General features: G+C 59.4%; 20 protein-coding genes. 6 read left to right on the forward strand and 14 right to left on the reverse strand.

Annotated elements, in window-relative coordinates:
- Positions 1-34: 34 nt before the first annotated feature.
- Both FKM52_RS09920 and FKM52_RS09925 read right to left on the reverse strand, forming a co-directional pair.
- Positions 35-1,033 carry a nickel/cobalt transporter gene (locus FKM52_RS09920; protein ID WP_141176044.1) on the reverse strand — a complete coding sequence of 333 codons (999 nt, stop codon included), beginning with the start codon at positions 1,031-1,033 and terminating at the stop codon, positions 35-37.
- A complete protein-coding gene (locus tag FKM52_RS09925) occupies positions 1,024-1,683 on the reverse strand; it encodes a DUF1007 family protein (RefSeq protein ID WP_141176045.1) in 660 nt (219 codons plus the stop codon). The genes FKM52_RS09920 and FKM52_RS09925 overlap by 10 nt, the downstream gene beginning before the upstream one ends.
- Before the next feature lie 125 nt (positions 1,684-1,808).
- Here FKM52_RS09925 and csiE point away from each other — a divergent pair, with 125 nt between their 5' ends.
- Positions 1,809-3,077, forward strand: a complete 1,269-nt coding sequence (csiE, locus tag FKM52_RS09930; RefSeq protein WP_141176205.1) for a stationary phase inducible protein CsiE — start codon at positions 1,809-1,811, stop codon at positions 3,075-3,077.
- On the opposite strand, the gene FKM52_RS09935 is transcribed toward csiE, so the two are convergent.
- Both FKM52_RS09935 and glyA read right to left on the reverse strand, forming a co-directional pair.
- Positions 3,060-4,220 carry a 3-phenylpropionate MFS transporter gene (locus FKM52_RS09935; protein ID WP_141176046.1) on the reverse strand — a complete coding sequence of 387 codons (1,161 nt, stop codon included), beginning with the start codon at positions 4,218-4,220 and terminating at the stop codon, positions 3,060-3,062. The genes csiE and FKM52_RS09935 overlap by 18 nt on opposite strands.
- A 125-nt stretch (positions 4,221-4,345) precedes the next feature.
- Complete coding sequence (gene glyA, locus FKM52_RS09940; protein WP_141176047.1) at positions 4,346-5,599, reverse strand: serine hydroxymethyltransferase; 1,254 nt, start codon at positions 5,597-5,599, stop codon at positions 4,346-4,348.
- A gap of 323 nt (positions 5,600-5,922) precedes the next feature.
- Here glyA and hmpA point away from each other — a divergent pair, with 323 nt between their 5' ends.
- Together hmpA and FKM52_RS09950 are read left to right on the forward strand one after the other, a co-directional pair.
- The gene (gene hmpA / locus FKM52_RS09945; RefSeq protein WP_244316912.1) at positions 5,923-7,107 is read left to right on the forward strand and encodes an NO-inducible flavohemoprotein; all 1,185 of its coding nucleotides are present in this window, start codon (positions 5,923-5,925) and stop codon (positions 7,105-7,107) included.
- Positions 7,108-7,143: 36 nt separating this feature from the next.
- Positions 7,144-7,836, forward strand: a complete 693-nt coding sequence (locus FKM52_RS09950; protein ID WP_141176049.1) for an aspartate/glutamate racemase family protein — start codon at positions 7,144-7,146, stop codon at positions 7,834-7,836.
- A gap of 94 nt (positions 7,837-7,930) precedes the next feature.
- On the opposite strand, the gene glnB is transcribed toward FKM52_RS09950, so the two are convergent.
- The 5 genes from glnB to purL form a co-directional block, all read right to left on the reverse strand.
- Positions 7,931-8,269, reverse strand: a complete 339-nt coding sequence (gene glnB / locus FKM52_RS09955; RefSeq protein ID WP_038624670.1) for a nitrogen regulatory protein P-II — start codon at positions 8,267-8,269, stop codon at positions 7,931-7,933.
- Between the two features lie 134 nt (positions 8,270-8,403).
- On the reverse strand, positions 8,404-9,738 hold the full coding sequence (gene glrR, locus FKM52_RS09960; RefSeq protein ID WP_141176050.1) for a two-component system response regulator GlrR: 1,335 nt from the start codon (positions 9,736-9,738) through the stop codon (positions 8,404-8,406).
- Positions 9,738-10,448 (reverse strand): two-component system QseEF-associated lipoprotein QseG, encoded by a 711-nt coding sequence (qseG, locus tag FKM52_RS09965; protein ID WP_141176051.1) that lies wholly within the window; start codon positions 10,446-10,448, stop codon positions 9,738-9,740. Before qseG ends, glrR begins: the two co-directional genes overlap by 1 nt.
- A gap of 5 nt (positions 10,449-10,453) precedes the next feature.
- Entirely contained in the window at positions 10,454-11,878 is a 1,425-nt protein-coding gene (locus FKM52_RS09970; RefSeq protein ID WP_141176052.1) for a sensor histidine kinase, read from the reverse strand.
- 625 nt (positions 11,879-12,503) lie between these two features.
- The gene (gene purL / locus FKM52_RS09975; RefSeq protein ID WP_141176053.1) at positions 12,504-16,394 is read right to left on the reverse strand and encodes a phosphoribosylformylglycinamidine synthase; all 3,891 of its coding nucleotides are present in this window, start codon (positions 16,392-16,394) and stop codon (positions 12,504-12,506) included.
- Positions 16,395-16,663: 269 nt separating this feature from the next.
- On the opposite strand from purL, the gene mltF reads away from it, so the two are divergent.
- Positions 16,664-18,121, forward strand: coding sequence for a membrane-bound lytic murein transglycosylase MltF (gene mltF, locus FKM52_RS09980; RefSeq protein ID WP_141176054.1), 1,458 nt, complete (start codon positions 16,664-16,666; stop codon positions 18,119-18,121).
- Positions 18,122-18,131: 10 nt separating this feature from the next.
- On the opposite strand, the gene tadA is transcribed toward mltF, so the two are convergent.
- Positions 18,132-18,635, reverse strand: a complete 504-nt coding sequence (tadA, locus tag FKM52_RS09985; RefSeq protein ID WP_377090247.1) for a tRNA adenosine(34) deaminase TadA — start codon at positions 18,633-18,635, stop codon at positions 18,132-18,134.
- Between the two features lie 70 nt (positions 18,636-18,705).
- On the reverse strand, positions 18,706-19,341 hold the full coding sequence (gene yfhb / locus FKM52_RS09990; RefSeq protein ID WP_141176056.1) for a phosphatidylglycerophosphatase C: 636 nt from the start codon (positions 19,339-19,341) through the stop codon (positions 18,706-18,708).
- 240 nt (positions 19,342-19,581) lie between these two features.
- On the opposite strand from yfhb, the gene FKM52_RS09995 reads away from it, so the two are divergent.
- Both FKM52_RS09995 and FKM52_RS10000 read left to right on the forward strand, forming a co-directional pair.
- Entirely contained in the window at positions 19,582-20,421 is an 840-nt protein-coding gene (locus FKM52_RS09995; protein ID WP_141176057.1) for a MurR/RpiR family transcriptional regulator, read from the forward strand.
- A gap of 59 nt (positions 20,422-20,480) precedes the next feature.
- The gene (locus FKM52_RS10000) at positions 20,481-20,738 is read left to right on the forward strand and encodes a YfhL family 4Fe-4S dicluster ferredoxin (protein WP_141176058.1); all 258 of its coding nucleotides are present in this window, start codon (positions 20,481-20,483) and stop codon (positions 20,736-20,738) included.
- 12 nt (positions 20,739-20,750) lie between these two features.
- On the opposite strand, the gene acpS is transcribed toward FKM52_RS10000, so the two are convergent.
- The 3 genes from acpS to recO all read right to left on the reverse strand — a co-directional run bounded on the left by acpS (position 20,751) and on the right by recO (position 22,661).
- Positions 20,751-21,131 (reverse strand): holo-ACP synthase, encoded by a 381-nt coding sequence (acpS, locus tag FKM52_RS10005; RefSeq protein ID WP_141176059.1) that lies wholly within the window; start codon positions 21,129-21,131, stop codon positions 20,751-20,753.
- Complete coding sequence (gene pdxJ, locus FKM52_RS10010) at positions 21,131-21,862, reverse strand: pyridoxine 5'-phosphate synthase (RefSeq protein ID WP_141176060.1); 732 nt, start codon at positions 21,860-21,862, stop codon at positions 21,131-21,133. Before pdxJ ends, acpS begins: the two co-directional genes overlap by 1 nt.
- 61 nt (positions 21,863-21,923) lie before the next feature.
- Positions 21,924-22,661 carry a DNA repair protein RecO gene (gene recO / locus FKM52_RS10015; RefSeq protein WP_141176061.1) on the reverse strand — a complete coding sequence of 246 codons (738 nt, stop codon included), beginning with the start codon at positions 22,659-22,661 and terminating at the stop codon, positions 21,924-21,926.
- Position 22,662 lies beyond the last annotated feature (1 nt).

Raw genomic sequence — 22,662 nt, forward strand, 5'->3', positions numbered from 1 at the left:
CCTTCCAGCGGGAGGCGCGGCATTTTTTTCGCCGCTATCCCAGCGCGCGCAGGCCGCCGGAAACGACCGGCTGGGCGCTGAGCCATAAAATGACGCCGCCGACCATCAGCAGCGTGCCGCCCGCCAGCGCCAGGCTGTGCAGCGCCACCCGCTGCCAGAGCGCAGGCGCCGCCCGACGATTTAAGCGCAGCGCCAGCGCGCGCGAGCTTTGCACCAGCAGCGCCATCGCCGAAACCGTCAGCGCGGTGCCCAACGCCATCGCCAGCGCGCTCGCTACGCCCCAGCCATAAACGCCAATCACGCGCGCAAACAGCAGCATCATAATGGCGCCGGAGCAGGGGCGCATTCCCATCGACAGCACCAGCAGCAGCGAGGTTTTCCAGCCGGTTGCGCGCGCCAGCTGCCGGTTATCGGGCAGGTGCTGATGGCCGCAGCCGCAGTGAGCGTGATGTTGATGTCCTGCCGAATGCAGCTGATAACCAGGCGGCGCGGCGCCGTCAGCCGGACGCAAACGCATCAGCTGGCGCAGCGCGCGCCAGCAAAGCCAGCCGCCCAGTCCGATCACCAGCAGGTAGCTGCCTTTCTCCAGCCAGAAGCTGCTGAGGTGCAGCTGGCGTGAAGTGGTTTGCAGAACCACCAGCATCAGGGTAACCAGGGCGACTGCGACCAATCCCTGAACTACCGCCGCCGCCAGCGTTAGCTGCAGGCTGGTTTTCAGCCGCGTGGGATGCGTAGCCAGAAAGGTCGCGATCACCACTTTGCCATGTCCCGGCCCCAGCGCATGCAGGATGCCGTACAGCAGGCTAAAGCCGAGCAGCGCTATTCCCGCCTGACGCGGCTGTTCGGCCACGCGCTGCAGAATACCTACCAGCTCCTGATGTAAGCTGCGCTGCCAGTTGACGCTGTGCCATAACAGCTGCGGCCAGTACCACCAGACGGCGCCGGCGCCAGCCAGCAACAGCACCAGCAGCGCCCACAGCGGCCAGAGGCTTTTCCAGCCGGCGCGCGAGGTTTGCACTCCTTCTACTGACATACGAGCGTCACCGTCTGTGCGAACTGGCGGCCAAGATCCATATCCTCCGGGGGCGCATCAGCCTTATCCAGCGACAGGGCGAAATCCTTCAGCGCGGCATCCGGCTGCGGCGTATGCAGCGACAGCCTGCACTTTTCTTTCAGCTCATCCGGCAGGCTCAGCGCCTGCTCATCCGGCCAGGTCATATCGACATAATAGGTGGGATCGAAAGTGCTGAAAGTATAGGTCTGGCCCGTCAGCAGCTGCGGCTGCGCCAGCGGCAGGATAAAGGTCAGTACCGCTTTAGCGCCGTTGCGCGACAGCTGGTAAGCCGGCGGCAGATTGGTAAATTTTACCGCTTTGCCCTGATGACGAAACTCAGTGAAGTAGTGCTGCGCCAGCACGTTCGCCATCACCTCCGCCGCCAGCTTTTTCCACACCGGCGAATCGGGCGCCGCGTTGCCGGCATCGTAAAGCAGATCGGCAGAGGTTATTTCATCCATGGTCCAGATCATTTGCAGGCCGGTTAACCTTTGTTGATCGACCACCGGCGTGGTTTGCAAACTGATAAAGCTGTGCGGGTGAGACCAGGCAAAAGGCGATAAAAACAGGGCGATTACGCCCCAGCTGATACGCTTGCCGCACTTATAAGTTAACGATTTCACTGACATTCATGATTCCCGTTCGGCTATTTTGTGAGCCAGGTTAACATCTGGATAAAAAAGTGCCAGCGCTCGCCTGTCGTCATTGCGGTTGGCTATGCTTATTTTTGGTATGACTGACCGGAAAATATATGATGAGTTCTGCTACATCCGCGGCACCACTCTTCTCTCGTTCCCAGCGTCGTTGTCATCTCCTGCTGATGCTTTATCTGCCCGATCCCTTGCTGACTCTGGATAGCCTCTGCCGCCTGAACGGCGTGGACCTGGCTCTGGCCCGGCAAGATATAGCGGAGGTTGATGAAGAAATCCAGCGTTATCATCGCCTTGGCATTCATCAACGGCAGGATGGCAGCCTGCTGCTGCAGGGCGACGAACTGGATCGGCGCCTGTGCCTGCTGCACTGGCTGCGTCGCGCGCTGCGCGTTTCTCCGGTTTTTATCGAAAATACCTTTACGCCGGCGCTGCGCCAGCATCTGCAAACGCGCCGCATCGAAAAGCTATTGTATGACGAGCGCAATCTGCAGGCGTTGATCCAACACTGCGCCGGGCATCTGCAGCGCGATTTTAGTCCGCGCGATCGTCTGTTTCTACAGCTGTTTATGCAGTATTCGCTCTGCCATACGCGCCTTGCCGCCTTTACCCCGCAGCAGAAGCGCTGGCTGGAACATAAAGCCGAGCGGCTGGCGGCGCAGGCGGTAATTCAGCACTGGCGGCGTCGCTGCCGCATTACGCCCGACGCCAGCGAGATCGATTTCTATACCCTGCTGTTCAGCATGATCCACGCGCCTTCCGCCGGACGACTGCATCAGCCGTGGGAGCAGCAGCTGATGCAGCAAACCCGACTGCTGATGGCGCGTTTTCAGTCGCTGTCAGGGCTGCGCTTCAGCGATGAGCGCGGCCTGTGCAGTCAGCTTTATACCCATCTGGCGCAGGCGCTGGATCGCTGCCACTTCGCCGTCGGCATCGATAACAGCCTGTCGCAGGAAGTGATACGCCTCTATCCGCGACTGCTGCGTACCACCCACGCCGCAATCGAACCCTTTGAACATCACTATGACATCCGCTTTTCTGCCGAAGAGATGGGGCTGATTGCCGTGATTTTCGGCGCATGGTTAATGCAGGAGAGCGCCCTGCAGGAAAAGCAGGTGCTGTTGTTAACCGGGGAAAACCGGGCGCGCGAGCAGGAGCTGGAGGAGGCGCTGCGCGAACTGACGCTGCTGCCGCTGAATATTAAATATCTGTCGATCGACGACTTTCAGCGCGACGGCGCGCCAAAAGGGGTGACGCTGGTGATTTCCCCCTACGCCACCCCGCTGCCGCTCTATTCGCCGCCGCTTATCCACGTCGAGCCGCCGTTAAGCATGCAGCAGCAGCAGCGCATCCGGCTACTGCTGGAGTCCTGACGCGGCGGGCCGCACGCGCGGGCGTAAAAACAGCGCAGGCAGCACCAGCAGCGCCATCACCCAGAAAATGCCGCCCTGCAGCGGAACGAACAGTACGCCGCACACCATGGTCATTACCGCGATGCCGCCGCCCATCGCCAGCGCGGAGTAAACCGACTGCAGGCGAATTACCTCGCCGCCCTGGCGCGCGGCGATAAAACGCATCGCGGCCAGATGACAAACGGTAAAACTGCCGCAGTGCAGAATTTGCGCGACAATCAGCCACGGCAGCTGCGTGGTGCCGGCCATTATGCACCAGCGCGCCAGCGCGCAGATACCGGAGAGCAGCAGCAGATCGCGAGCGCCCCAGCGGCGAAACAGCCGGTTGCTGAGCGCGAAAACGATAATTTCCGCCACCACGCCCAGCGACCAGAGATAGCCCACCACGCTGGCGGAGTAGCCCGCCTGCTGCCACCAGATAGCGCTGAAACCGTAATAGGCGGCATGAGCGCCCTGCATCAGCGTTACGCACAGTAAAAAGCGCCAGACGCTGCTTTCCCGCAGCATCGCTCGCCACTCCGCCCATCCGGCGCTCGGCGTTTCACGCGCATCGCCCAGCGGCATTACCGCCGGACGCAGCAGCATACCGCCCAGCATCAATATGAGTCCCGCGCTCAGCAGCGCCAGCACCGCCTGGCTATCCCAGGCGCTGACCAGCATGCCGGTTAATGCCGAGCTGATAACAAACGCCAGCGATCCCCACAGCCTGACCGGCCCGTAGGGCAGCGCGATCTGCCGGGTCCAGGTGGCGGCCAGCGCATCGCTTAGCGGCACCAGCGGCGAGAAAAACAGGTTAAAGCCGATCATTACCAGCAGCAGCCACAGCCACTGCTGCCCCAGCCAGAATCCGGCGGCGCACAGCAGGGTCAGCAACGCCAGCAGGCGCAGCGCCATAACCAGCTGGGAAGGATCGCGCACGCGCGAGGCGATCAGCAAGCTGCCGACGAAGCGGGCGATCATCCCTGCCCCCAGCAGCAGGCCAATTTTTTCCGCGTCCAGGCCGGTGCCTTTCAGCCATACCGCCCAGAACGGCAGATAGACGCCATAACAAAAAAAGTAAGTGAAGTAGCCGAGTGCCAGCCAGTAAGTTGAACGGATCGTCATAGTTCCCCCGACAATAAGGCGACTGGTTTAACAAATCCGTAAAAGATAAGCAATTTTTCTGCGCCGGACAGATAAAAAAACGCCCCGTTCACCGAACGGGGCGCAGGTTTAACCGCAGGGATAAATCAGGCGTAAACCGGGAAACGCGCGCAAATTTCCAGCACTTTCTGCTGCACGCGTTTGATATTGGCTTCGTCATGAATATTGTCGAGCACGTCGACAATCCAGCCGGCCAGCTCACGCACTTCCGCTTCTTTAAAGCCGCGACGGGTAACCGCAGGCGTACCGATGCGGATACCGGAGGTAACAAACGGGCTTTTCGGATCGTTCGGCACACTGTTTTTGTTGACGGTAATATTGGCGCGCCCCAGCGCCGCATCCGCTTCTTTACCGGTGAGGTTTTTATCTACCAAATCCAGCAGAAACAGGTGGTTATGGGTGCCGCCGGAAACTACTTTGTAGCCGCGCTCCAGGAAGACTTCCACCATCGCCTTAGCGTTTTTCGCCACCTGCTGCTGGTAAACTTTAAACTCCGGCTCCATCGCCTCTTTCAGCGCGACCGCCTTACCGGCGATAACGTGCATCAGCGGGCCGCCCTGACCGCCGGGGAAAACGGCAGAGTTCAGTTTTTTGTAGAGCTCTTCATCGCCGCCCTGCGCCAGAATCAGGCCGCCGCGCGGGCCAGCCAGCGTTTTATGGGTGGTAGTGGTGACGATATGCGCATGCGGAACCGGGTTCGGATAAACGCCAGCGGCGATCAGGCCCGCCACGTGCGCCATATCAACAAACAGATAAGCGCCGACGCTATCGGCGATTTCGCGCATTTTCGCCCAGTCGCAGATGCCGGAATAAGCGGAGAAGCCGCCGACGATCATTTTCGGCTGATGCTGCTGCGCCAGCGAAGCGAGTTCGTCATAGTTAATCTGGCCGGTTTCGTCGATGCCGTAAGGCACCACGTTATACAGCTTGCCGGAGAGGTTGACCGGCGATCCGTGCGTCAGGTGCCCGCCGTGAGCGAGATTCATACCCAGAATGGTGTCGCCCGGCTGCAGCAGCGCGGTATAGACCGCAAAGTTAGCCTGGGAACCAGAGTGCGGCTGGACGTTAGCGTAATCGGCGCCGAACAGCGCCTTCGCGCGATCGATCGCCAGCTGCTCAACGATATCCACATATTCGCAGCCGCCGTAGTAGCGTTTGCCCGGATAGCCTTCGGCATATTTATTGGTCAGCTGTGAACCTTGCGCCTGCATGACGCGCGGGCTGGTGTAGTTTTCCGAAGCAATCAGCTCAATGTGCTCTTCCTGACGCACTTTTTCTTGCTCCATCGCCTGCCACAACTCGGCATCATAATCGGCAATGTTCATCTCTCGCTTTAACATCCGCATCTCCTGACTCAGCTAACTTTTAACGGCACTATAGTTGCCCTGACGGGCGAAGGCCCACAGTGTAAACCCTTTTACCGGCTGAAGCATAGGGGCGGACACGGCTTTTTACGCAAACGATTGGCTTAAGCGCTGACAAGGTTTTACCGGCAATAAATCGCACCCGCTGAACGCGAAATTTGTTCAACGCAAACTTGCAGTTTATTCATTATTATTAACCGTAACGCCCTTTAGTCTTATAAGGTTATTTACAACCGTTAAGCGCAACGGTTAACATGCAAATAATATGCATGTTATATTCTTATTACTGGAGATTCACCATGCTTGATGCCCAGACTATCGCTATCGTTAAATCCACCCTGCCCGCCATCGCCGAAACCGGCCCAGCCCTGACCGCTAAATTCTATGACCGGATGTTTACTTATAACCCGGAAATGAAAGATGTATTTAATATGAGCAACCAGCGCAACGGCGCCCAGCGGCAGGCGCTGTTTGACGCCATCTGCGCCTACGGCGCCAATATTGAAAACCTGGAGGCGCTGCTGCCTGCGGTGGAGCGCATAGCTCAGAAGCACACCAGCTTCTCGGTAAAACCTGAGCAGTATCAAATCGTTGGTAAACATCTGCTGGCGACGATCGATGAGATGCTTCATCCGGGCAATGAGGTGCTGGAAGCCTGGGCGCAGGCGTATGGCGTCCTGGCGAACGTCTTTATCCAGCGCGAAGAGGCGATTTACCATGAGCATGAAGCGCAGCCGGGCGGCTGGCGCGGCGTGCGCCCTTTCCGCATTAGCGCGATTCAACAACAGAGCGAAGTCATTAAAAGTTTTACCCTGACGCCGGTCGACGGTAAACCGGTAGCCGCTTTTCATCCGGGACAGTATCTGGGCGTACACGTACAGGATGCTGAATTCGCTAATCATGAGATTCGCCAGTATTCGCTGACCCAGGCGCCGAACGGCCATGACTATCGCATCGCGGTAAAACATGAACCGCTCGGCACCGTTTCCGGCTGGCTGCATGCGAAGGCGAAAGTGGGCGATATCGTTAACCTGGCGGCGCCCGCCGGTGATTTTTTCCTGCAGGTAACGCCTGAGATGCCGGTTACGCTGATCTCTGCCGGCGTAGGGCTGACGCCGATGCTGGCGATGCTGCATGGGCTGGCGGCGGAGAAACATCCGGCGCCGGTTACCTGGCTGCATGCGGCGGATAACGGCTCACGTCAGGCTTTTGCCGACGAAGTGGCGCAAACCGGCGCGCAGCTGCCGCATTTCAAAAGCTATGTCTGGTACAGCCACCCGCGCACCGAAGATGCCGGACGCTTTAACGCGCAGGGCCTGATGGATCTTTCGGTTTTTGCCGATGAACTGGGCGATAAGCATCGCCAATTCTATCTCTGCGGGCCGATAGGTTTTATGCAGTTTATCGCCCGTCAGCTGCTGGATGCGGGCGTGCCAAACCAGCATATCCACTATGAGGTGTTTGGTCCGCATAAAGTGGTTTAAACTGTTCAGCCTGAACAACTGTTGCACGGGCGAAGCATGAAAACCATTGGATTGCTGGGCGGAATGAGCTGGGAGTCAACCGCGCTCTATTACAAAATAATTAACGAAGGCGTACAGGCGCAGCTCGGCGGTTTGCATTCCGCCAGGCTGGTGATGTACAGCGTGGATTTTTATGAAATAGAGCGTTTACAGGCGGCCGGAGAGTGGCGGCAGGCTGCCGCGCTGCTCGCTGATGCCGCACGCGCGCTGCAGGCCGCCGGCGCTGATTTTCTCGTGCTTTGTACCAATACCATGCATAAAGTCGCGCCTGAAATCAGCGCGGCGACCTCGCTTCCGCTGCTGCATATTGCCGATGCCACGGCGGAGGCGGTGAAAGCGGCGGGAATAAGCAAAGTCGGCCTGTTAGGCACCCGCTTCACGATGGAGCAGGCTTTTTACCGGGCGCGCCTGGAGCAGCAGTTCGGCATTGAGGTGTTGGTGCCGGATGAGGCCGGGCGCGAAACCGTTCACCACATTATCTATCAGGAACTTTGCCTCGGTCACATTCATCCCGCCTCGCGCGAAAAATATCGCGCGGTGATTGCCGGACTGGTCGCGCGCGGCGCCGAGGCGATAGTTATGGGCTGTACCGAAATTACGCTGCTGATCGATCAACAGGATGCGGCGGTGCCGCTGTTCGACACCACCCGGCTACATGCCGAAGCCGCCGTTGCGCTGGCGCTGGCGTAAAACGCCCTGCCGCCATATGTTGGCTCTGCGTCGCGCATAGCACGCAACAAACCGGCAGGTCGCTCCTGCCGCCGGGACTGCGTCGCGCCGAGAGTCAGATCGCCTCTTCGTCCTCTTCGCCGGTACGAATACGCACCACGCGCGCCACATCATAGACAAAGATTTTACCGTCGCCGATTTTACCGGTCTGCGCGGTCTGCATGATGGTATCAACGCAGGTATCGACGATATCGTCAGCCACCACGATCTCAATTTTTACCTTCGGTAAAAAATCGACCATATACTCAGCGCCGCGGTAGAGTTCCGTATGCCCTTTCTGGCGGCCAAAGCCCTTTACCTCGGTCACGGTCATACCGGTAATGCCGACTTCAGCCAGCGCTTCACGGACATCATCGAGCTTGAACGGTTTGATAATTGCGTCAATCTTTTTCATAACGAACCCTTTTTCTCTCCCTCCGTGGCCGGACGGGTAATACTCAGTATACGTACGATGGACAGCCAGCGAAGTATGTCCTGTCTTTTCGCCGGCTAAGCTACCATATCTGGCGGCGCAGGCGGCAGTAAAAACTACTCTTTAAAATCGTTGGCATCCAGCTCGTGACGCGCCAGCAGCTTATAAAACTCCGTGCGATTGCGCCCTGCCAGCCGTGCGGCGTTGGTTACGTTGCCTTTGGTCATCTGCAGCAGCTTGCGCAGATAGTTCAGCTCAAACTGATTGCGCGCCTCGGCGAAGGTCGGCAGCGCGGTATTTTCTCCGGCCAGCGCCTGCTCTACCAACGCCTCGCCAATAACCGGCGTGGAGGTCAGCGCCACGCACTGCTCAATCACGTTTACCAGCTGACGCACGTTGCCGGGCCAGCTGGCCGCCATCAGGCGCTTCATCGCATCGGTTGAGAAGCTGCGCACAAAAGGCTTATGGCGCTCGGCCGACTGGCGCAGCAGATGATTCGCCAGCAGCGGAATATCCTCTGCGCGCTCCTGCAGCGCCGGAATTTTCAGGCTGACCACGTTCAGGCGGTAAAACAGATCCTCGCGAAACTCCTGTTTTTCCATCGCCTTCGGCAAATCGCGGTGGGTGGCGGAAAGGATACGCACATTAATATCCAGATCGCGGTTGCTGCCCAGCGGTCGCACCTTACGCTCCTGCAATACGCGCAGCAGCTTTACCTGCAGCGTTGTCGGCATATCGCCGATTTCATCCAGAAACAGCGTGCCGCCTTCCGCCGCCTGAAACAGCCCTTCGCGCGCGCTGACCGCGCCGGTGAAGGCGCCTCTGGCATGCCCGAATAGCTCCGATTCCAGCAGCTGCTCCGGCAGCGCGCCGCAGTTAATGGCGATAAACGGCTTGCTGGCGCGCGGGCTGGCGGCATGAATCGCTTTAGCCAGCACCTCTTTGCCGGTGCCGCTCTGCCCGTTAATCAATACGCTGACGTCCGACTGCGCCACCATATGCGCCTGCTCCAGCAGCCGCTGCATAAGCGGGCTGCGGGTAACGATCGCGCCGCGCCAGGCATCGTCGCTGGCCGGGGCGCTGTGCGCCAGCGCCTCGTCGATCGCCTTATACAACGCATCGCGATCCACCGGCTTGGTCAGAAAACTGAACACGCCCTGACGGGTGGCGGAAACCGCTTCAGGAATAGAGCCGTGCGCCGTCAGGATAATGACCGGCAGGCCGGGATGGAGCCGCTGAATTTCACCAAACAGCGCCAGACCATCCATTTCATCCATACGCAAATCGCTAATCACCAGATCAACTTTTTCTTTGCTGAGCTGGCGCAGCGCCGTCGGCCCGCTGTCGGCGGTGGTTATCTGAAATCCTTCGCTGGTTAAGCGCATTCCCAGCAGCTTCAGCAGCGCGGGATCGTCATCAACCAGCAGCAGACGGGCAGAGTTACGTGGCATTATTGCGCCTCTTTTTGATTATTGTTCTCAGCGGACGGCGCCAGGGCATCGCCGTGACTGCCATCGGAAACGTCTGATGACTTACGCGAGGAGAGCTGACGCTCGATATCGGTCAGCGTCGCCAGCTTACGGCGCGTCTCCGCCAGCTCATGCGTCAGCCTGCCCTGCTTCTGGCGCAGCGCATCCAGCTGGCTGTCGCTGGTCTGCTGCAGGTGATGATAGCGCGTACGCGTTTCCGATAAATTGAGCTGGGCCGCCTGATTAGCGCGCCAGAGCTGCAGCAAAGGCCGTACCGAGGCGGGAAAATCGACGCTGAAGCCATCGAGCCGGGCGACATATTTGCGCCGCTCTACCGGCGTTACCCTGGCATTGTCCAGCAGAATGCCCTGCTTAAAGCTGTTTTGCCAGCGGGTGGGCGGCCAGTTACGCGCCTCCGCACGCGCCGTAACCGGCGACAGCCGCGCGGCGCAGTCCATCGCGCGCAGCCAGTAAAGCGGATTTTTTATACTTTTATCGTCATCAATTTGCCAGACGCGCTCGCAGTCCACCGCCAGATAATCAATCAGTTTGATCTCCGGTTCCGGAAGCGCAGCCGCCTGACGCGGCAGAACGCTGCGCGTCGGCGACTGACAGGCGCCGATCAGCAGCGCGGAAAGCAACATCAGCCCGCGACCAACGCGTTGTGCGACAGAAAAAGTAGAGATTATCATCGCGATTATTTCCCGACGCTCAGATTAAGTTCAATACGGAAGCAGACATCCGCTCCTTCCATTGTAATAAGGCGCAGATCGCCCTGCATGCGTCGCAGGCAATCTTTAGCAATGCTTAGCCCCAGCCCGCTGCCTTTTACCGCGCCTTTGCGCTGCTGACTGCCCTGGAAAAACGGCTCAAAAATCATCGCCTGCTCCGCTTCCGGGATCGGCGTACCGGTGTTCGCCACGTCAATCCAGATGCGATCGCCGTGCAGCTGGCTGCGCAGCCAGATGGTAGCGGATTCTCCGCCGTAATAGACCGCGTTGGAATAGAGATTATCAATCACCCGCGTCAACAGCACCGGCTCGGCGCGACAGCGGGTAACCTGCAGATCAAGCACGGTGTGCATATGCTTGGCCCGCGCCGGCAGCGCATGCGCATCCACCACGCTGCGTACAATCTCCTGTAAATCTACCGTTTCCAGCGTCTGCGGACTGTCGGCCAGCTTGCGGTTGTAGTCCAGCAGCTGTTCAATCAGCCGCTGTAAATGGCGGCTGCTGCCGTCGAGAATGCTGACCACCTCTTTTTGATCGGCGGTCAGCGGACCCGCCACCTCGTCCGCCAGCAGCTCGGTTCCTTCACGCATGCTGGCCAGCGGCGTCTTCAGCTCGTGAGAAATATGGCGCAAAAATTCATGGCGCTGCGATTCCAGCCACGCCAGGCGTTCACTGAGCCATAATATACGCTGCCCCAGGGCGCGGATCTCGCGCGGCCCCTTAAAGCTTACCATTTTCCCCAGCGGCTTCCCTTCGCCAAGCCGGTTAATCATTCGTTCCACCCCTTTAACCGGGCCGATAATCATGCCGGTAAACAGCAGCACCAGCGCCAGCGTCACCATAAACAGCAGCAGCGCCTGCCAGCCGAAAAACTGACCGCGTTCGGCAATCTCCCTTTGCAGCTGTAGCCCGCGTGAAAAGGCGGATTCACGCGTCGCCTGCAGCATCGCGGTATTGGCGCTGGAAAATTGTTCCAGGCTCGCCGCCGCCGCGCTGATGGGATTGCTGTTCATGCAGTGCGGCTGTTCCAGCTGGGCCAGCGCCTGACGCAGACTTTGCCACTGGCGCAGGTCGGGCAGCACCTGCGCATGCGCGTCCAGCATCTGCAAATAGCGCGTACGCTGCGTCTGATAAAGCCGCGCCAGCATTGGATCGCCAAGCACGCAATACTGACGATAGCTACGCTCCAGCTCCAGCGCGGTGCGCGCCATCGCCTCGCTGCGGCGCACGTCGGTCAGAGTGGTGCGGTTAGTATCCGCCGCCTGCTGGCTCAGCGCCGAAAGGCTTTCCCAGGCCTGCCATGCCAGCACCAGCAGCGGCAACAGCACCAGCAAGAAAGCCATCAGCACCAGCTGGCGCAGGGAGCGGGGAAAAAATCGCCAGTTTTTCACGCATATTATCCTTTTCCTGAGTGGGGATGATGCTAGCGGACAACGAGGCGGGAGGAAAGTCCGATAAAAGAAGAACCGGTGAAAGAATAAGAGAGAAAGCAAAACGGCAGAGCCGAAGCCCTGCCGTTTTAAACGCGACGGTTTACCATCGCATCAGGAATAGGTGGTGCCTAACTCAACGTTGCGCCCGGTGTTTGATAAAGCTCGCTGAGCTGTTATCGGTACGTGGACGACAGGCACCGTTTTGTGCGTCATTCGGGGATTTTATGAAGCGCTTGACCGCGTAAGCAGGGCTGTCATAAACAGGTGAATGAGCCACTGCGGTTATAATAGCAAATAGTGTGCCAATTTGAAAATAATCATATAACCTGTTAATTTAAGGTAATTTTTTTATTTTTAGCGCATCGCACAGGGTAAAAAAACTCATACGGCGGCGAAATATGTCGTCAAACGGCAACGCCATTCACGGCTCCTGATATATCGTCTAATTATCAAATGGTTAAATGTCTCCATTTAGCGACACCCGCTTCCCGTCACTGTCGTAATTTCACTACAAAAAAACGCACCGGAAGCCGGTGCGTGTTCAGATACAGCGATTATGCCATTACGCTTCGCGTAAACGGGGTTAGCCCAGCTGCTTACGCGCGTTGCGGAACAGACGCATCCACGGGCCGTCTTCGCCCCACTCCGCCGGATGCCACGAGTTGCTGACGGTACGGAACACTCGCTCAGGATGCGGCATCATAATCGTCACCCGCCCATTTTCGCTGGTGACGGCGGTAATACCGTTCGGCGAACCGTTCGGGTTGGCCGGATAGCGCTCCGTCACCTTGCCGTAGTTGTCCACATAGCGCAGCGCCACTACCCCTTTTGCCTCCAGCGCCGCCAGATGCGCGCCGTCGCGCACTTCCACAAAGCCTTCGCCGTGCGAGACTGCGATCGGCATACGCGATCCCGCCATGCCCTCCAGCAGCAGCGACGGGCTGGCGGCCACCTCAACCAGACTAAAGCGCGCTTCAAAACGCTCAGACTGGTTGCGTACAAAGCGCGGCCACAGGTCGCTGCCCGGAATCAGTTCGCGCAGGTTGGACATCATCTGACAGCCGTTACACACGCCCAGCGCCAGCGTTTGCGGACGATGGAAGAAGGTTTCGAACTGGTCGCGCACGCGGCTGTTGAAGAGAATCGATTTCGCCCAGCCTTCGCCTGCGCCCAGCACGTCGCCGTAGGAGAAGCCGCCGCAGGCCACCAGCGCCTGCATCTGCTCCAGTCCGATACGTCCGGCCAGCAGATCGCTCATATGCACATCTACCGCATCAAAACCGGCGCGATGGAAAGCCGCCGCCATCTCAACGTGGGAGTTAACCCCCTGTTCGCGCAGCACCGCCACTTTGGGGCGTGCGCCACGGGCGATAAAGGGCGCGGCGACATCCTCTTCAGGAGTAAAGGTCAGCTGGACATTGAGGCCCGGATCGTTATCCGCTTTTTTCGCTTCATGTTCGCTGTCGGCGCACGCCGGGTTATCGCGCAGGCGCTGCATCTGCCAGGTCGTTTCCGCCCACCAGACGCGCAGCGTGGTGCGGCTTTCGCTGTAGACAGCCTTTTCGCCCGCGCGCAGCGTAAAGCGATCGCCCGGCAGCGCCTGGCCAAGGTAGTGTACGCAGTCGCTCAGCCCATGCTCGCCGAGCAGCGCCTCCACGGCGCTGCGATCTTCCGCCGCTACCTGGATCACCGCGCCCAGCTCTTCATTGAACAGCGCCGCCAGCGGATCCGCGCCCAGCGCGGCGATATCCGCGTCGATGCCGCAGTGCCCGGCGAACGCCATCTCCGCCAGGGTTACCAGCAGGCCGCCGTCGGAACGGTCATGATAAGCCAGCAGTTTACCCGCCTTCACCAGCGCCTGCATGGCGTTAAAGAAGCCCGCCAGCTGCTGTACGTCGCGCACATCGGCAGGCTTATCGCCCAGCTGACGAAACACCTGCGCCAGCGCGGTAGCGCCGAGCGCATTATGCCCTTTGCCCAGATCGATCAGCAGCAGCGCATTCTGCCGATCCGCCAGTAGCTGCGGCGTGATAGTGCGACGCACATCTTCCACGCGCGCAAAGGCGGTGATCACCAGCGACAGCGGCGCGGTAATTTCACGCTGCTCGTTGCCTTGCCGCCAGCGGGTTTTCATCGACATGGAATCTTTACCCACCGGAATAGCCAGCCCCAGCGCCGGGCATAGCTCTTCGCCTACCGCTTTAACCGCCTCATACAGACCTGCATCTTCGCCCGGATGACCCGCCGCAGCCATCCAGTTAGCGGAAAGTTTAACGCGCTGTAGCGCGCCGATATCGGTTGCCGCCAGGTTAGTCAGCGCCTCGCCTACCGCCAGGCGCGCCGAGGCGGCGAAATCCAGCAGCGCCACTGGCGCACGTTCGCCGATGGCGAACGCTTCGCCATGATAGCTGTCAAGGCTGGCGGTGGTCACGGCGCAGTTAGCTACCGGCACCTGCCACGGCCCCACCATCTGATCGCGCGCCACCATGCCGGTTACGCTACGGTCGCCAATGGTGATCAGAAAGGTTTTTTCCGCTACGGTCGGCAGATGCAGCACGCGCTTTACCGCTTCCGCCAGCGTGATACCGTCACGCTGCAGCGGCGCGCCCTGCGCCTGCTGGCGACGCACGTCGCGGGTCATCTTCGGCGTTTTGCCCAGCAGTACGTCGAGCGGCATATCAATCGGCTGGTTAGCGAAGTGGCTGTCGGAAAGCGTCAGATGCTGTTCTTCCGTCGCCTCGCCAATCACCGCCCAGGGCGCGCGCTCGCGCTGGCAAAGGCTGGCAAACAACTCCAGCTTATCCGGCGCGACTGCCAGTACATAGCGCTCCTGCGATTCGTTACACCAGACTTCCAGCGGACTCATGCCCGGCTCATCGCTCAGAATGTCGCGCAGGTTGAAACGGCCGCCGCGGCCGCCGTCGCTTACCAGCTCCGGCATGGCGTTCGACAGCCCGCCGGCGCCCACGTCATGAATAAACAGAATCGGGTTATCTTCGCCCAGCTGCCAGCAGCGATCGATCACCTCCTGGCAGCGCCGTTCCATCTCTGGATTATCACGCTGCACCGAGGCGAAATCGAGATCGGCATCGGACTGACCAGAGGTCATAGAGGAAGCCGCGCCGCCGCCGAGGCCGATATTCATCGCCGGGCCGCCCAGCACAATCAGCTGCGCGCCGACGCTGATTTCGCCTTTTTGTACGTGATCGGCGCGAATATTGCCGATGCCGCCCGCCAGCATAATCGGCTTATGGTAGCCGCGCAGCTCGCTGCCGTTATGGCTGCTGACGCGCTCTTCATAGGTACGGAAATAGCCGTTCAGCGCCGGGCGGCCAAATTCGTTGTTGAACGCCGCGCCGCCCAGCGGGCCGTCGGTCATAATATCCAGCGCGCTGACGATGCGCTCCGGCTTGCCGAAATCCTCTTCCCACGGCTGTTCGAAGCCGGGAATGCGCAGGTTGGAGACGGAGAAGCCCACCAGCCCCGCTTTCGGCTTCGCGCCGCGTCCGGTTGCCCCTTCATCGCGGATTTCGCCGCCGGAGCCGGTGGCCGCGCCCGGCCACGGCGAGATCGCCGTCGGGTGGTTGTGGGTTTCCACCTTCATCAGAATATGGGCAGTTTCCTGATGGAAGTCGTAGACGCCCTGCGGTGCATCCGCATAGAAGCGCCCCACTTCAGAACCTTCCATTACCGCCGCGTTATCTTTATAGGCGGACAGCACGTAATCCGGCGTCTGCGCAAAGGTATTTTTAATCATCTTAAACAGCGATTTGGGCTGCGCTACGCCATCGATCACCCAGTCGGCGTTAAAGATTTTATGACGGCAGTGCTCCGAATTCGCCTGGGCGAACATATACAGCTCAATATCGTTCGGGTTGCGCCCCAGTTGGTTAAACGCCGCCAGCAGGTAATCGATCTCATCATCCGCCAGCGCCAGACCCAGCTTCCGGTTCGCCTCTTCCAGCGCGCTACGCCCCCGCGTCAGGATATCGACGCTTTGCAGCGGCTGCGGCTGATGGCGGGCGAACAGTTTTTCCGCCTCGGCCAGATCGCTGAAGACGCTTTCCATCATGCGATCGTGCAACAGCGCGGCCAGCTGCGCCCACTGCGCTTCGCTAAGCTGCGGCGCCTGAATATAGAACGCCAGCCCGCGCTCCAGACGACGTACCTGCGGCAGATCGCAGTTATGGGCGATATCGGTCGCTTTGGAAGACCAGGGAGAGATAGTGCCCGGCCGGGGCGTAACCAGCAGCAAACGCCCCTGCGGAGTATGTTCGGCGAGAGAGGGGCCATATTTCAGCAGGCGCTGCAGGCGGGATTTCTCCTCCGCATTCAGCGGCGCGCTGACATCGGCGAAATGGACGTACTCGGCGTAAATATCACTCACCGGCAGGTGAGCGTCCTGAAAACGGGCCAGCAGTTTGTTTACACGAAATGCCGACAGAGCGGGCGAACCACGCAGGATTTCCATCATTTAAGATCTCTCGTCTTCGAAGCGCCGGAGGACGCTTCTTTGGGCGCAACAGGGAAAACGGGCGATATTATAGAGAAACGGCCCGCCTAACGAAACCGTTTGCGTGGAAATTTCCATCCTGCGAAATAGCCTGAAAAGTGCGCAATTTCTGCTATTAGAGTTGCTCTGTACCGCTTTGTTGCGCAAAATGCCCCACGCTCTGGGATTTTAAAAGATAACAAATGCTGCCCGCCGAGACAGAGGCCTGAGAGCCGCCGAGAGATAACCATTTGAAACGCCTGAAAATTAATTATTTGCTGATCGGACTGATCACCGTGCTGCTGGCCATGGCGCTTTGGCCTACCATCCCGTGGCGCGGCGGAGAGCAGGACAAGATCGCGCAGATAAAATCGCGGGGGGTGCTAAGAATTAGCACCATCAATTCTCCGCTGACTTACTACACCATCAATAATGCTCCGGCCGGAATGGATTATGAGCTGGCGAAGCGCTTCGCCGATTATTTAGGCGTTGAGCTACAGGTCAACGTGCGTCAGAGCCTCAACGATCTGTTTGACGATCTGGATGACGGCAAGGCCGACCTGCTGGCCGCCGGACTGATCTATAACAGCGAGCGGCTGACGCGCTTTCGCACCGGCCCCAGCTACTATTCGGTTTCACAGCAGCTGGTTTACCGCATCGGCACGCCGCGTCCGCGCAACCTGGGCAACCTGAAAGGACGGCTGACGGTGGCTTCCGGCTCGGCCTATATGTCGACGCTGCGTAATATTAAAGAGAACCAGTATCCGGAGCTGGACTGGGCGATCTCTACCGATCAGGGGCCGAAAGCGCTGCTGGAGGCGGTAGCGGACGGCGAGCTCGATTACACCGTGGGCGATTCGGTGACCATCGGCCTGATGCAGCGCATTCATCCGCAGCTGGCGGTGGCGTTCGATATTACCGATGAGGAGCCGGTCACCTGGTATACGCAGCGGGAAGATGACGACAGCCTGAATGCGGCGATGCTCGACTTTTTCAGCCAGATGGAAGAAGAAGGCGCGATGGCGCGGCTGGAAGAGAAATATCTTGGTCACGTTGGCGCTTTCGATTATGTGGATGCCCGCACTTTTCTGCGCGCTATCGACGATACGCTGCCCGATATCCGCCCGCTGTTTGAACGCTACGCGACGAAAATTGACTGGCGTCTGCTGGCCGCCATCTCTTACCAGGAATCGCACTGGAATCCGCAGGCTACCTCGCCTACCGGAGTGCGCGGCCTGATGATGCTGACGCGCAATACCGCCGACAGCCTGCGGGTAGCGGATCGCCTCGATCCCGAACAGAGCATTCGCGGCGGCAGTGAATATCTGCTGCGCATGATGGAAAAAGTGCCGTCTTCGGTGCCGGAAGATGAGCGCATCTGGTTTGCGCTGGCGGCCTACAATATGGGCTATGCCCATATGCTGGATGCGCGCAGGCTGACGGAAAAACAGGGCGCCAATCCCGACAGCTGGGCAGACGTTAAGCTGCGCCTGCCGATGCTGAGCCAGCGGCGTTACTACAGCCAGACCACCTACGGCTACGCGCGCGGCCATGAAGCCTATAATTACGTGGAAAATATCCGTAAATATCAGCTCAGCCTGGTGGGCTACCTGCAGGAGCAGGAGAGGAAGCTGGCCCAGCGCAAAGCGCTGGAGGCCACCCTGGGTGAAGGCTATCCGGCGGTAGCTCCCGAAATCGCCATGAACTAACGCCGGCGGTTCAGGAGGAGTGCGTTTGCTGCGCTTCCCGCTGCGCCTGACGCAGCGCCCGCTTCTGTTCGCGCCGCATGCGGAAAAAATCGCTGAGCATGGCGGCGCACTCGTCGGCCAGCACGCCGTGCTCTACCCTTACCTGATGGTTCATGCCGGGGTGCCCCAGTATATCCAGCAGCGATCCGGCGGCGCCGGTTTTTCCGTCGCGCGCGCCGAATACCAGCCGTCCGATACGACCGTGGACAATCGCGCCCGCGCACATAATGCACGGCTCCAGCGTAACGTAGAGCGTGGTATCAAGCAGACGATAATTCTCCAGCGCCTTGCCGCCCTGACGCAGCGCCATCATCTCCGCATGCGCGGTAGGATCGTGCTGCCCTATCGGGCGATTCCAGCCTTCGCCAATCACCTTATCGCCCTGCACCAGTACCGCTCCTACCGGAACCTCGCCCTGCTCGCGCGCCCGATGCGCCAGCCGTAGCGCATAGCGCATCCAGTATTCATCACTCATTTCGCTCACGGTACTCTCCAGCGGGGAAAAATGCGGCTGGCATTATAACCAAACCCGCCTGCGGCCCCAATTATTCCAGCTGCTGTAGCTCGCCCTGCGGCGTAACGCGCCAGCGGTGCTGGCAGAAGAACAGCAGCGGATTATCCTGCTTGCTGTCGCTATAGCCGCTGTAAAGCTGCAGCGGCGTGCCGATTTTCTCTTCCAGCTGCGCCACTTTTTCATGACCGAGGCAGCGCAGGCTGAGAATGCGCCCGCCCCAGGCGCGCTCCATCTGGCTGGCGATCAGCTTTACCCGCGGCAAAAAGGCGGAATCGTAATAAACCTGCTCCACCAGCGGCTGCGGCGAGCCGGTAATCAACCAGACATCGGCATCGCTGCTGCTGAGGTAGTCGGTCAGCCGCTGCTGCACCACCGGAAACGCCACCACGCGCTGGCGGAACCAGCGGGCGAAGCTGGCCTCGCGCCGCTGTAGCGCCGCTTCGCTATGCCCGAAGGTGATCGACCAGAGCAGCAGGCTCATCGGCCAGCGCGCCGCCCTCCCCTTCACCAGCAGACCAATGCCGACCACCGGCAGCAACGGCAGCAGCAGCAGCAGATTCAGCGGCTGGCGCCACAGCAGGTAACGCATAAAGGTGCCGAACATATCCTGTTGATGTAAAGTGCCGTCCAGATCGAAGAACACCACTCGTCGTTGCGAATCCGCCATTAAACCGTTCCCCTTCGATAACCTTTCGCCTCAGCAATTGATAGTGTAGACAGTGTCGCCAGCGGCTGGCTAACGGCGGCGTCAATACAATGTAAGTTGGCATCCGCTTTGATCCGCGTTATAAAATTACATAATCAAGGGTTTATGCTTATTCTTTAGCAGACAGCCTGTTTACTCTGTCCATAAAGCGGCAAGCATTGCGCTTCTGTTCCCCGCTAATTCTGTTGCAAGGAGTCAGCCATGAGTGCCCTGTTACGCATCCGTCAGCTCTACCCTGGGCTGGCGCTGAATGAGCGTCGGCTGGCCGATTATCTTCTGGCGCAGCCTGCTCATGCCTGCCAGCTCAGTTCGCCGCGCCTGGCGCTGGAGGCGGGCGTCAGCCAGTCCAGCGTGGTGAAATTCGCCCAGAAACTGGGCTATAAAGGTTTTCCGGCGTTAAAGCTGGCGCTGAGCGAATCGCTACGGGCGAAAGAAGCCATTACCGTACACAACCATATTCTCAGCGGCGACCCGCTTAAGGTAGTGGGAGAGAAGCTGTTTACCGAGAAAGTTTCCGCAATTCGCGCCACGCTGGATATTAACAGCGAAGATAAGCTGCTGGAGACGCTCGATTTAATTAAGCGGGCCGGGCGTATCGTGCTGGTGGGTATCGGCGCTTCCGGGCTGGTGGCGAAAGATTTCTCCTGGAAGCTGATGAAGATCGGCATCAGCGCGGTGGCCGAACAGGATATGCACGCGCTGTTAGCCAGCGTGCAGGCGCTACGCGCTGGCGATCTGCTGCTGGCTATCTCTTACAGCGGCGAACGCCGGGAGATCAACCTGGCCGCGCAGGAGGCGGCGCGCGTCGGCGCCTGGGTGCTGGCCTTTACCGGCTTTACGCCCAATACGCTACAGCAGTGCGCCACCCACTGTCTCTATACCGTTGCGGAAGAACAGAGCACCCGCAGCGCGGCGATCTCCTCTACTTCCGCCCAGCTGGCGCTAACCGATTTGCTGTTTATGGCGCTGGTGCAGCAGGATGCGGAGCGCGCCTCCAGCTATATTCGCCACAGCGAGGCGCTGGTAAAAAAACTGGTATGATCTGTCGCCGGGCGTATAATGGCCGCGCTTTACGTTATTCAGGCGGGACCGGAAACATTATGGCGTTACTGATTACCAAAAAATGTATTAACTGCGATATGTGCGAGCCGGAGTGCCCGAACCAGGCGATATCGATGGGCGATGAGATCTATATGATCGATCCCTGGCTGTGTACCGAATGCGTAGGCCATTATGACACCCCGACCTGCGTCAGCGTCTGCCCGATCGATAATACTATCCTGCCCGATCCGGCCCATAATGAAACCCGCGAACACCTGTGGGAAAAATTTGTGCTGATCCACCATGACGCGGTGTGAGGCGTCGCCGCCTCATCCTTCGATAATCACCGTTGCACAGGCGTAGTGGCGCTCGTCCGCCAGCGTAACGTGTACGCTGCGCACTCCCATTTTTTCCGCCTGCTCCGCCGCCTGCTGAAAGAAACGCAGCTCCGGCTTGCCGAGCGCATCGTTATAGACCTCAAACTGATTGAACGCCAGCCCGCCGCGGATGCCGGTGCCGAACGCCTTCGCCGCCGCTTCTTTAACGGCGAAGCGTTTCGCCAGAAAGCGCACCGGCTGCTGATGCGCCTGATACTGCCGCCACTCGTTTTCGCTGAGCACGCGACGCGCCAGCCGATCGCCCGAACGGGAGATCACCCCTTCGATACGTTCGATCTCAACGATATCGGTGCCCAGCCCCAGAATGGCCATTAGCGACGCGCTTCCCGCAGCAGCAGCTTCATCTCTTTTACCGCATCAGCCAGCCCGCTCATCAGCGCGCGTCCGATAATCGCGTGACCGATATTCAGCTCATGCATTTCCGGCAGCACGGCGATGGGCAGCACGTTGTGGTAGGTCAGGCCGTGCCCGGCATTGACCTTCAACCCTTTCGCCGCCGCGTAGCGGGCCGCATGCGCGATGCGCGCCAGCTCGGCCGCGCGCGCGCTGCCCTCTTGCGCATCGGCGTAGGCGCCGGTATGGATTTCAATAAAGGGCGCGCCTGCAGCTACGGCGGCATCAATTTGCCGCTCATCGGCGTCAATAAACAGCGATACCTGAATGCCCGCCGCGCTCAGGCGCGTTACCGCCGCGCTGACTTTCTCCAGCTGCCCCGCCACGTCCAGCCCGCCTTCGGTGGTCACTTCCTGACGTTTTTCCGGCACCAGGCAACAGAAGTGCGGCTTCAGCTCGCAGGCGATATCGACCATCTCGTCGGTTACCGCCATTTCCAGATTCATGCGCGTCTCAATAGTCTGACGCAGCAGACGCACGTCGCGATCGGTGATATGACGGCGATCTTCACGCAGATGCACGGTGATGCCGTCCGCGCCCGCCTGCTCGGCAACGAAAGCGGCCTGTACCGGATCGGGATAGTGGGTGCCGCGCGCGTTACGCACCGTGGCGATATGATCGATGTTGACGCCTAATAACAGTTCAGCCATGACAAAACCTCAAATGTAGCAATAATTCAGGCAGCGCCGCCGCCCCTGCGGCGCGCTGGGTTCACGCCTGGTTATCTTCCGCCGCGTCAGCACGTTTTTTCGGTATGAACTGACGAAACAGCTCCTGGCTTTTTAACGGCTTACCGCCCAGCCAGGGCTTCAGCGCCATACGGGTAAAGCGTTTCGCGGCGCGTAATGTATCGCCGTCGGGAAACTCTCGCTCATAAAGCGCCCGCAGCTGTCGTCCGGTAAAGCTGCGCTGGTTGACGACCAGGCTGGCAATAAAGCCTTTTTCTTCACGATAGCTATAGGTCATGTTATCTGCAATCTCTTCGCCGGTTCCCGCGCAGTGAAGAAAGTCAACGCCATAGCCCATATGCCCAAGCAGCGCCAGCTCGAAGCGGCGCAGCGCCGGTTCCGGGCTGCCGTTGGCCTGCGCCAGCGCCTGAATGCAGTGAAGATAATCGAAGAAGAGTTCGGGAAAGGGAGTTTCATGCTGCAGCACGCGCGCCAGCAGCTCGTTGACGTAGAGGCCGCAGTAAAGAGCGGTGCCGCCTAGCGGCAGCGCCAGCGACACCGCCTCAACGTTGCGCAGCGTTTTAACCTCGCCGCGCCCGCTCCAGCGCACCAGCAACGGCGTAAAGGGCTGAAGCGCCCCCTTAAGATGGGAGCGTTTGGAACGCGCGCCCTTAGAGATAACGCGCACTCGTCCCAGGCTCTCCGTGAAGAGATCCAGCATCAGGCTGGTTTCGCTCCACGGACGCCCGTGCAGAACAAAAGCGCGCTGCCAGCCTTCCATT

This window comes from Mixta tenebrionis, assembly GCF_006517625.1.
Lineage (GTDB): Bacteria > Pseudomonadota > Gammaproteobacteria > Enterobacterales > Enterobacteriaceae > Mixta > Mixta tenebrionis.

Coding starts and splice junctions, on each gene's coding strand:
- csiE (WP_141176205.1), top strand. CDS start 1,809: ATGAGTTCTGCTACATCCGCGGCACCACTCTTCTCTCGTTCCCAGCGT.
- hmpA (WP_244316912.1), top strand. CDS start 5,923: ATGCTTGATGCCCAGACTATCGCTATCGTTAAATCCACCCTGCCCGCC.
- FKM52_RS09950 (WP_141176049.1), top strand. CDS start 7,144: ATGAAAACCATTGGATTGCTGGGCGGAATGAGCTGGGAGTCAACCGCG.
- glnB (WP_038624670.1), bottom strand. CDS start 8,269: ATGAAAAAGATTGACGCAATTATCAAACCGTTCAAGCTCGATGATGTC.
- FKM52_RS10000 (WP_141176058.1), top strand. CDS start 20,481: ATGGCGTTACTGATTACCAAAAAATGTATTAACTGCGATATGTGCGAG.
- pdxJ (WP_141176060.1), bottom strand. CDS start 21,862: ATGGCTGAACTGTTATTAGGCGTCAACATCGATCATATCGCCACGGTG.
- yfhb (WP_141176056.1), bottom strand. CDS start 19,341: ATGGCGGATTCGCAACGACGAGTGGTGTTCTTCGATCTGGACGGCACT.
- glrR (WP_141176050.1), bottom strand. CDS start 9,738: ATGCCACGTAACTCTGCCCGTCTGCTGCTGGTTGATGACGATCCCGCG.
- recO (WP_141176061.1), bottom strand. CDS start 22,661: ATGGAAGGCTGGCAGCGCGCTTTTGTTCTGCACGGGCGTCCGTGGAGC.
- FKM52_RS09935 (WP_141176046.1), bottom strand. CDS start 4,220: ATGACGATCCGTTCAACTTACTGGCTGGCACTCGGCTACTTCACTTAC.
- purL (WP_141176053.1), bottom strand. CDS start 16,394: ATGATGGAAATCCTGCGTGGTTCGCCCGCTCTGTCGGCATTTCGTGTA.
- FKM52_RS09920 (WP_141176044.1), bottom strand. CDS start 1,033: ATGTCAGTAGAAGGAGTGCAAACCTCGCGCGCCGGCTGGAAAAGCCTC.
- FKM52_RS09995 (WP_141176057.1), top strand. CDS start 19,582: ATGAGTGCCCTGTTACGCATCCGTCAGCTCTACCCTGGGCTGGCGCTG.
- acpS (WP_141176059.1), bottom strand. CDS start 21,131: ATGGCCATTCTGGGGCTGGGCACCGATATCGTTGAGATCGAACGTATC.
- FKM52_RS09925 (WP_141176045.1), bottom strand. CDS start 1,683: ATGTCAGTGAAATCGTTAACTTATAAGTGCGGCAAGCGTATCAGCTGG.
- qseG (WP_141176051.1), bottom strand. CDS start 10,448: ATGATAATCTCTACTTTTTCTGTCGCACAACGCGTTGGTCGCGGGCTG.
- tadA (WP_377090247.1), bottom strand. CDS start 18,635: ATGAGTGATGAATACTGGATGCGCTATGCGCTACGGCTGGCGCATCGG.
- glyA (WP_141176047.1), bottom strand. CDS start 5,599: ATGTTAAAGCGAGAGATGAACATTGCCGATTATGATGCCGAGTTGTGG.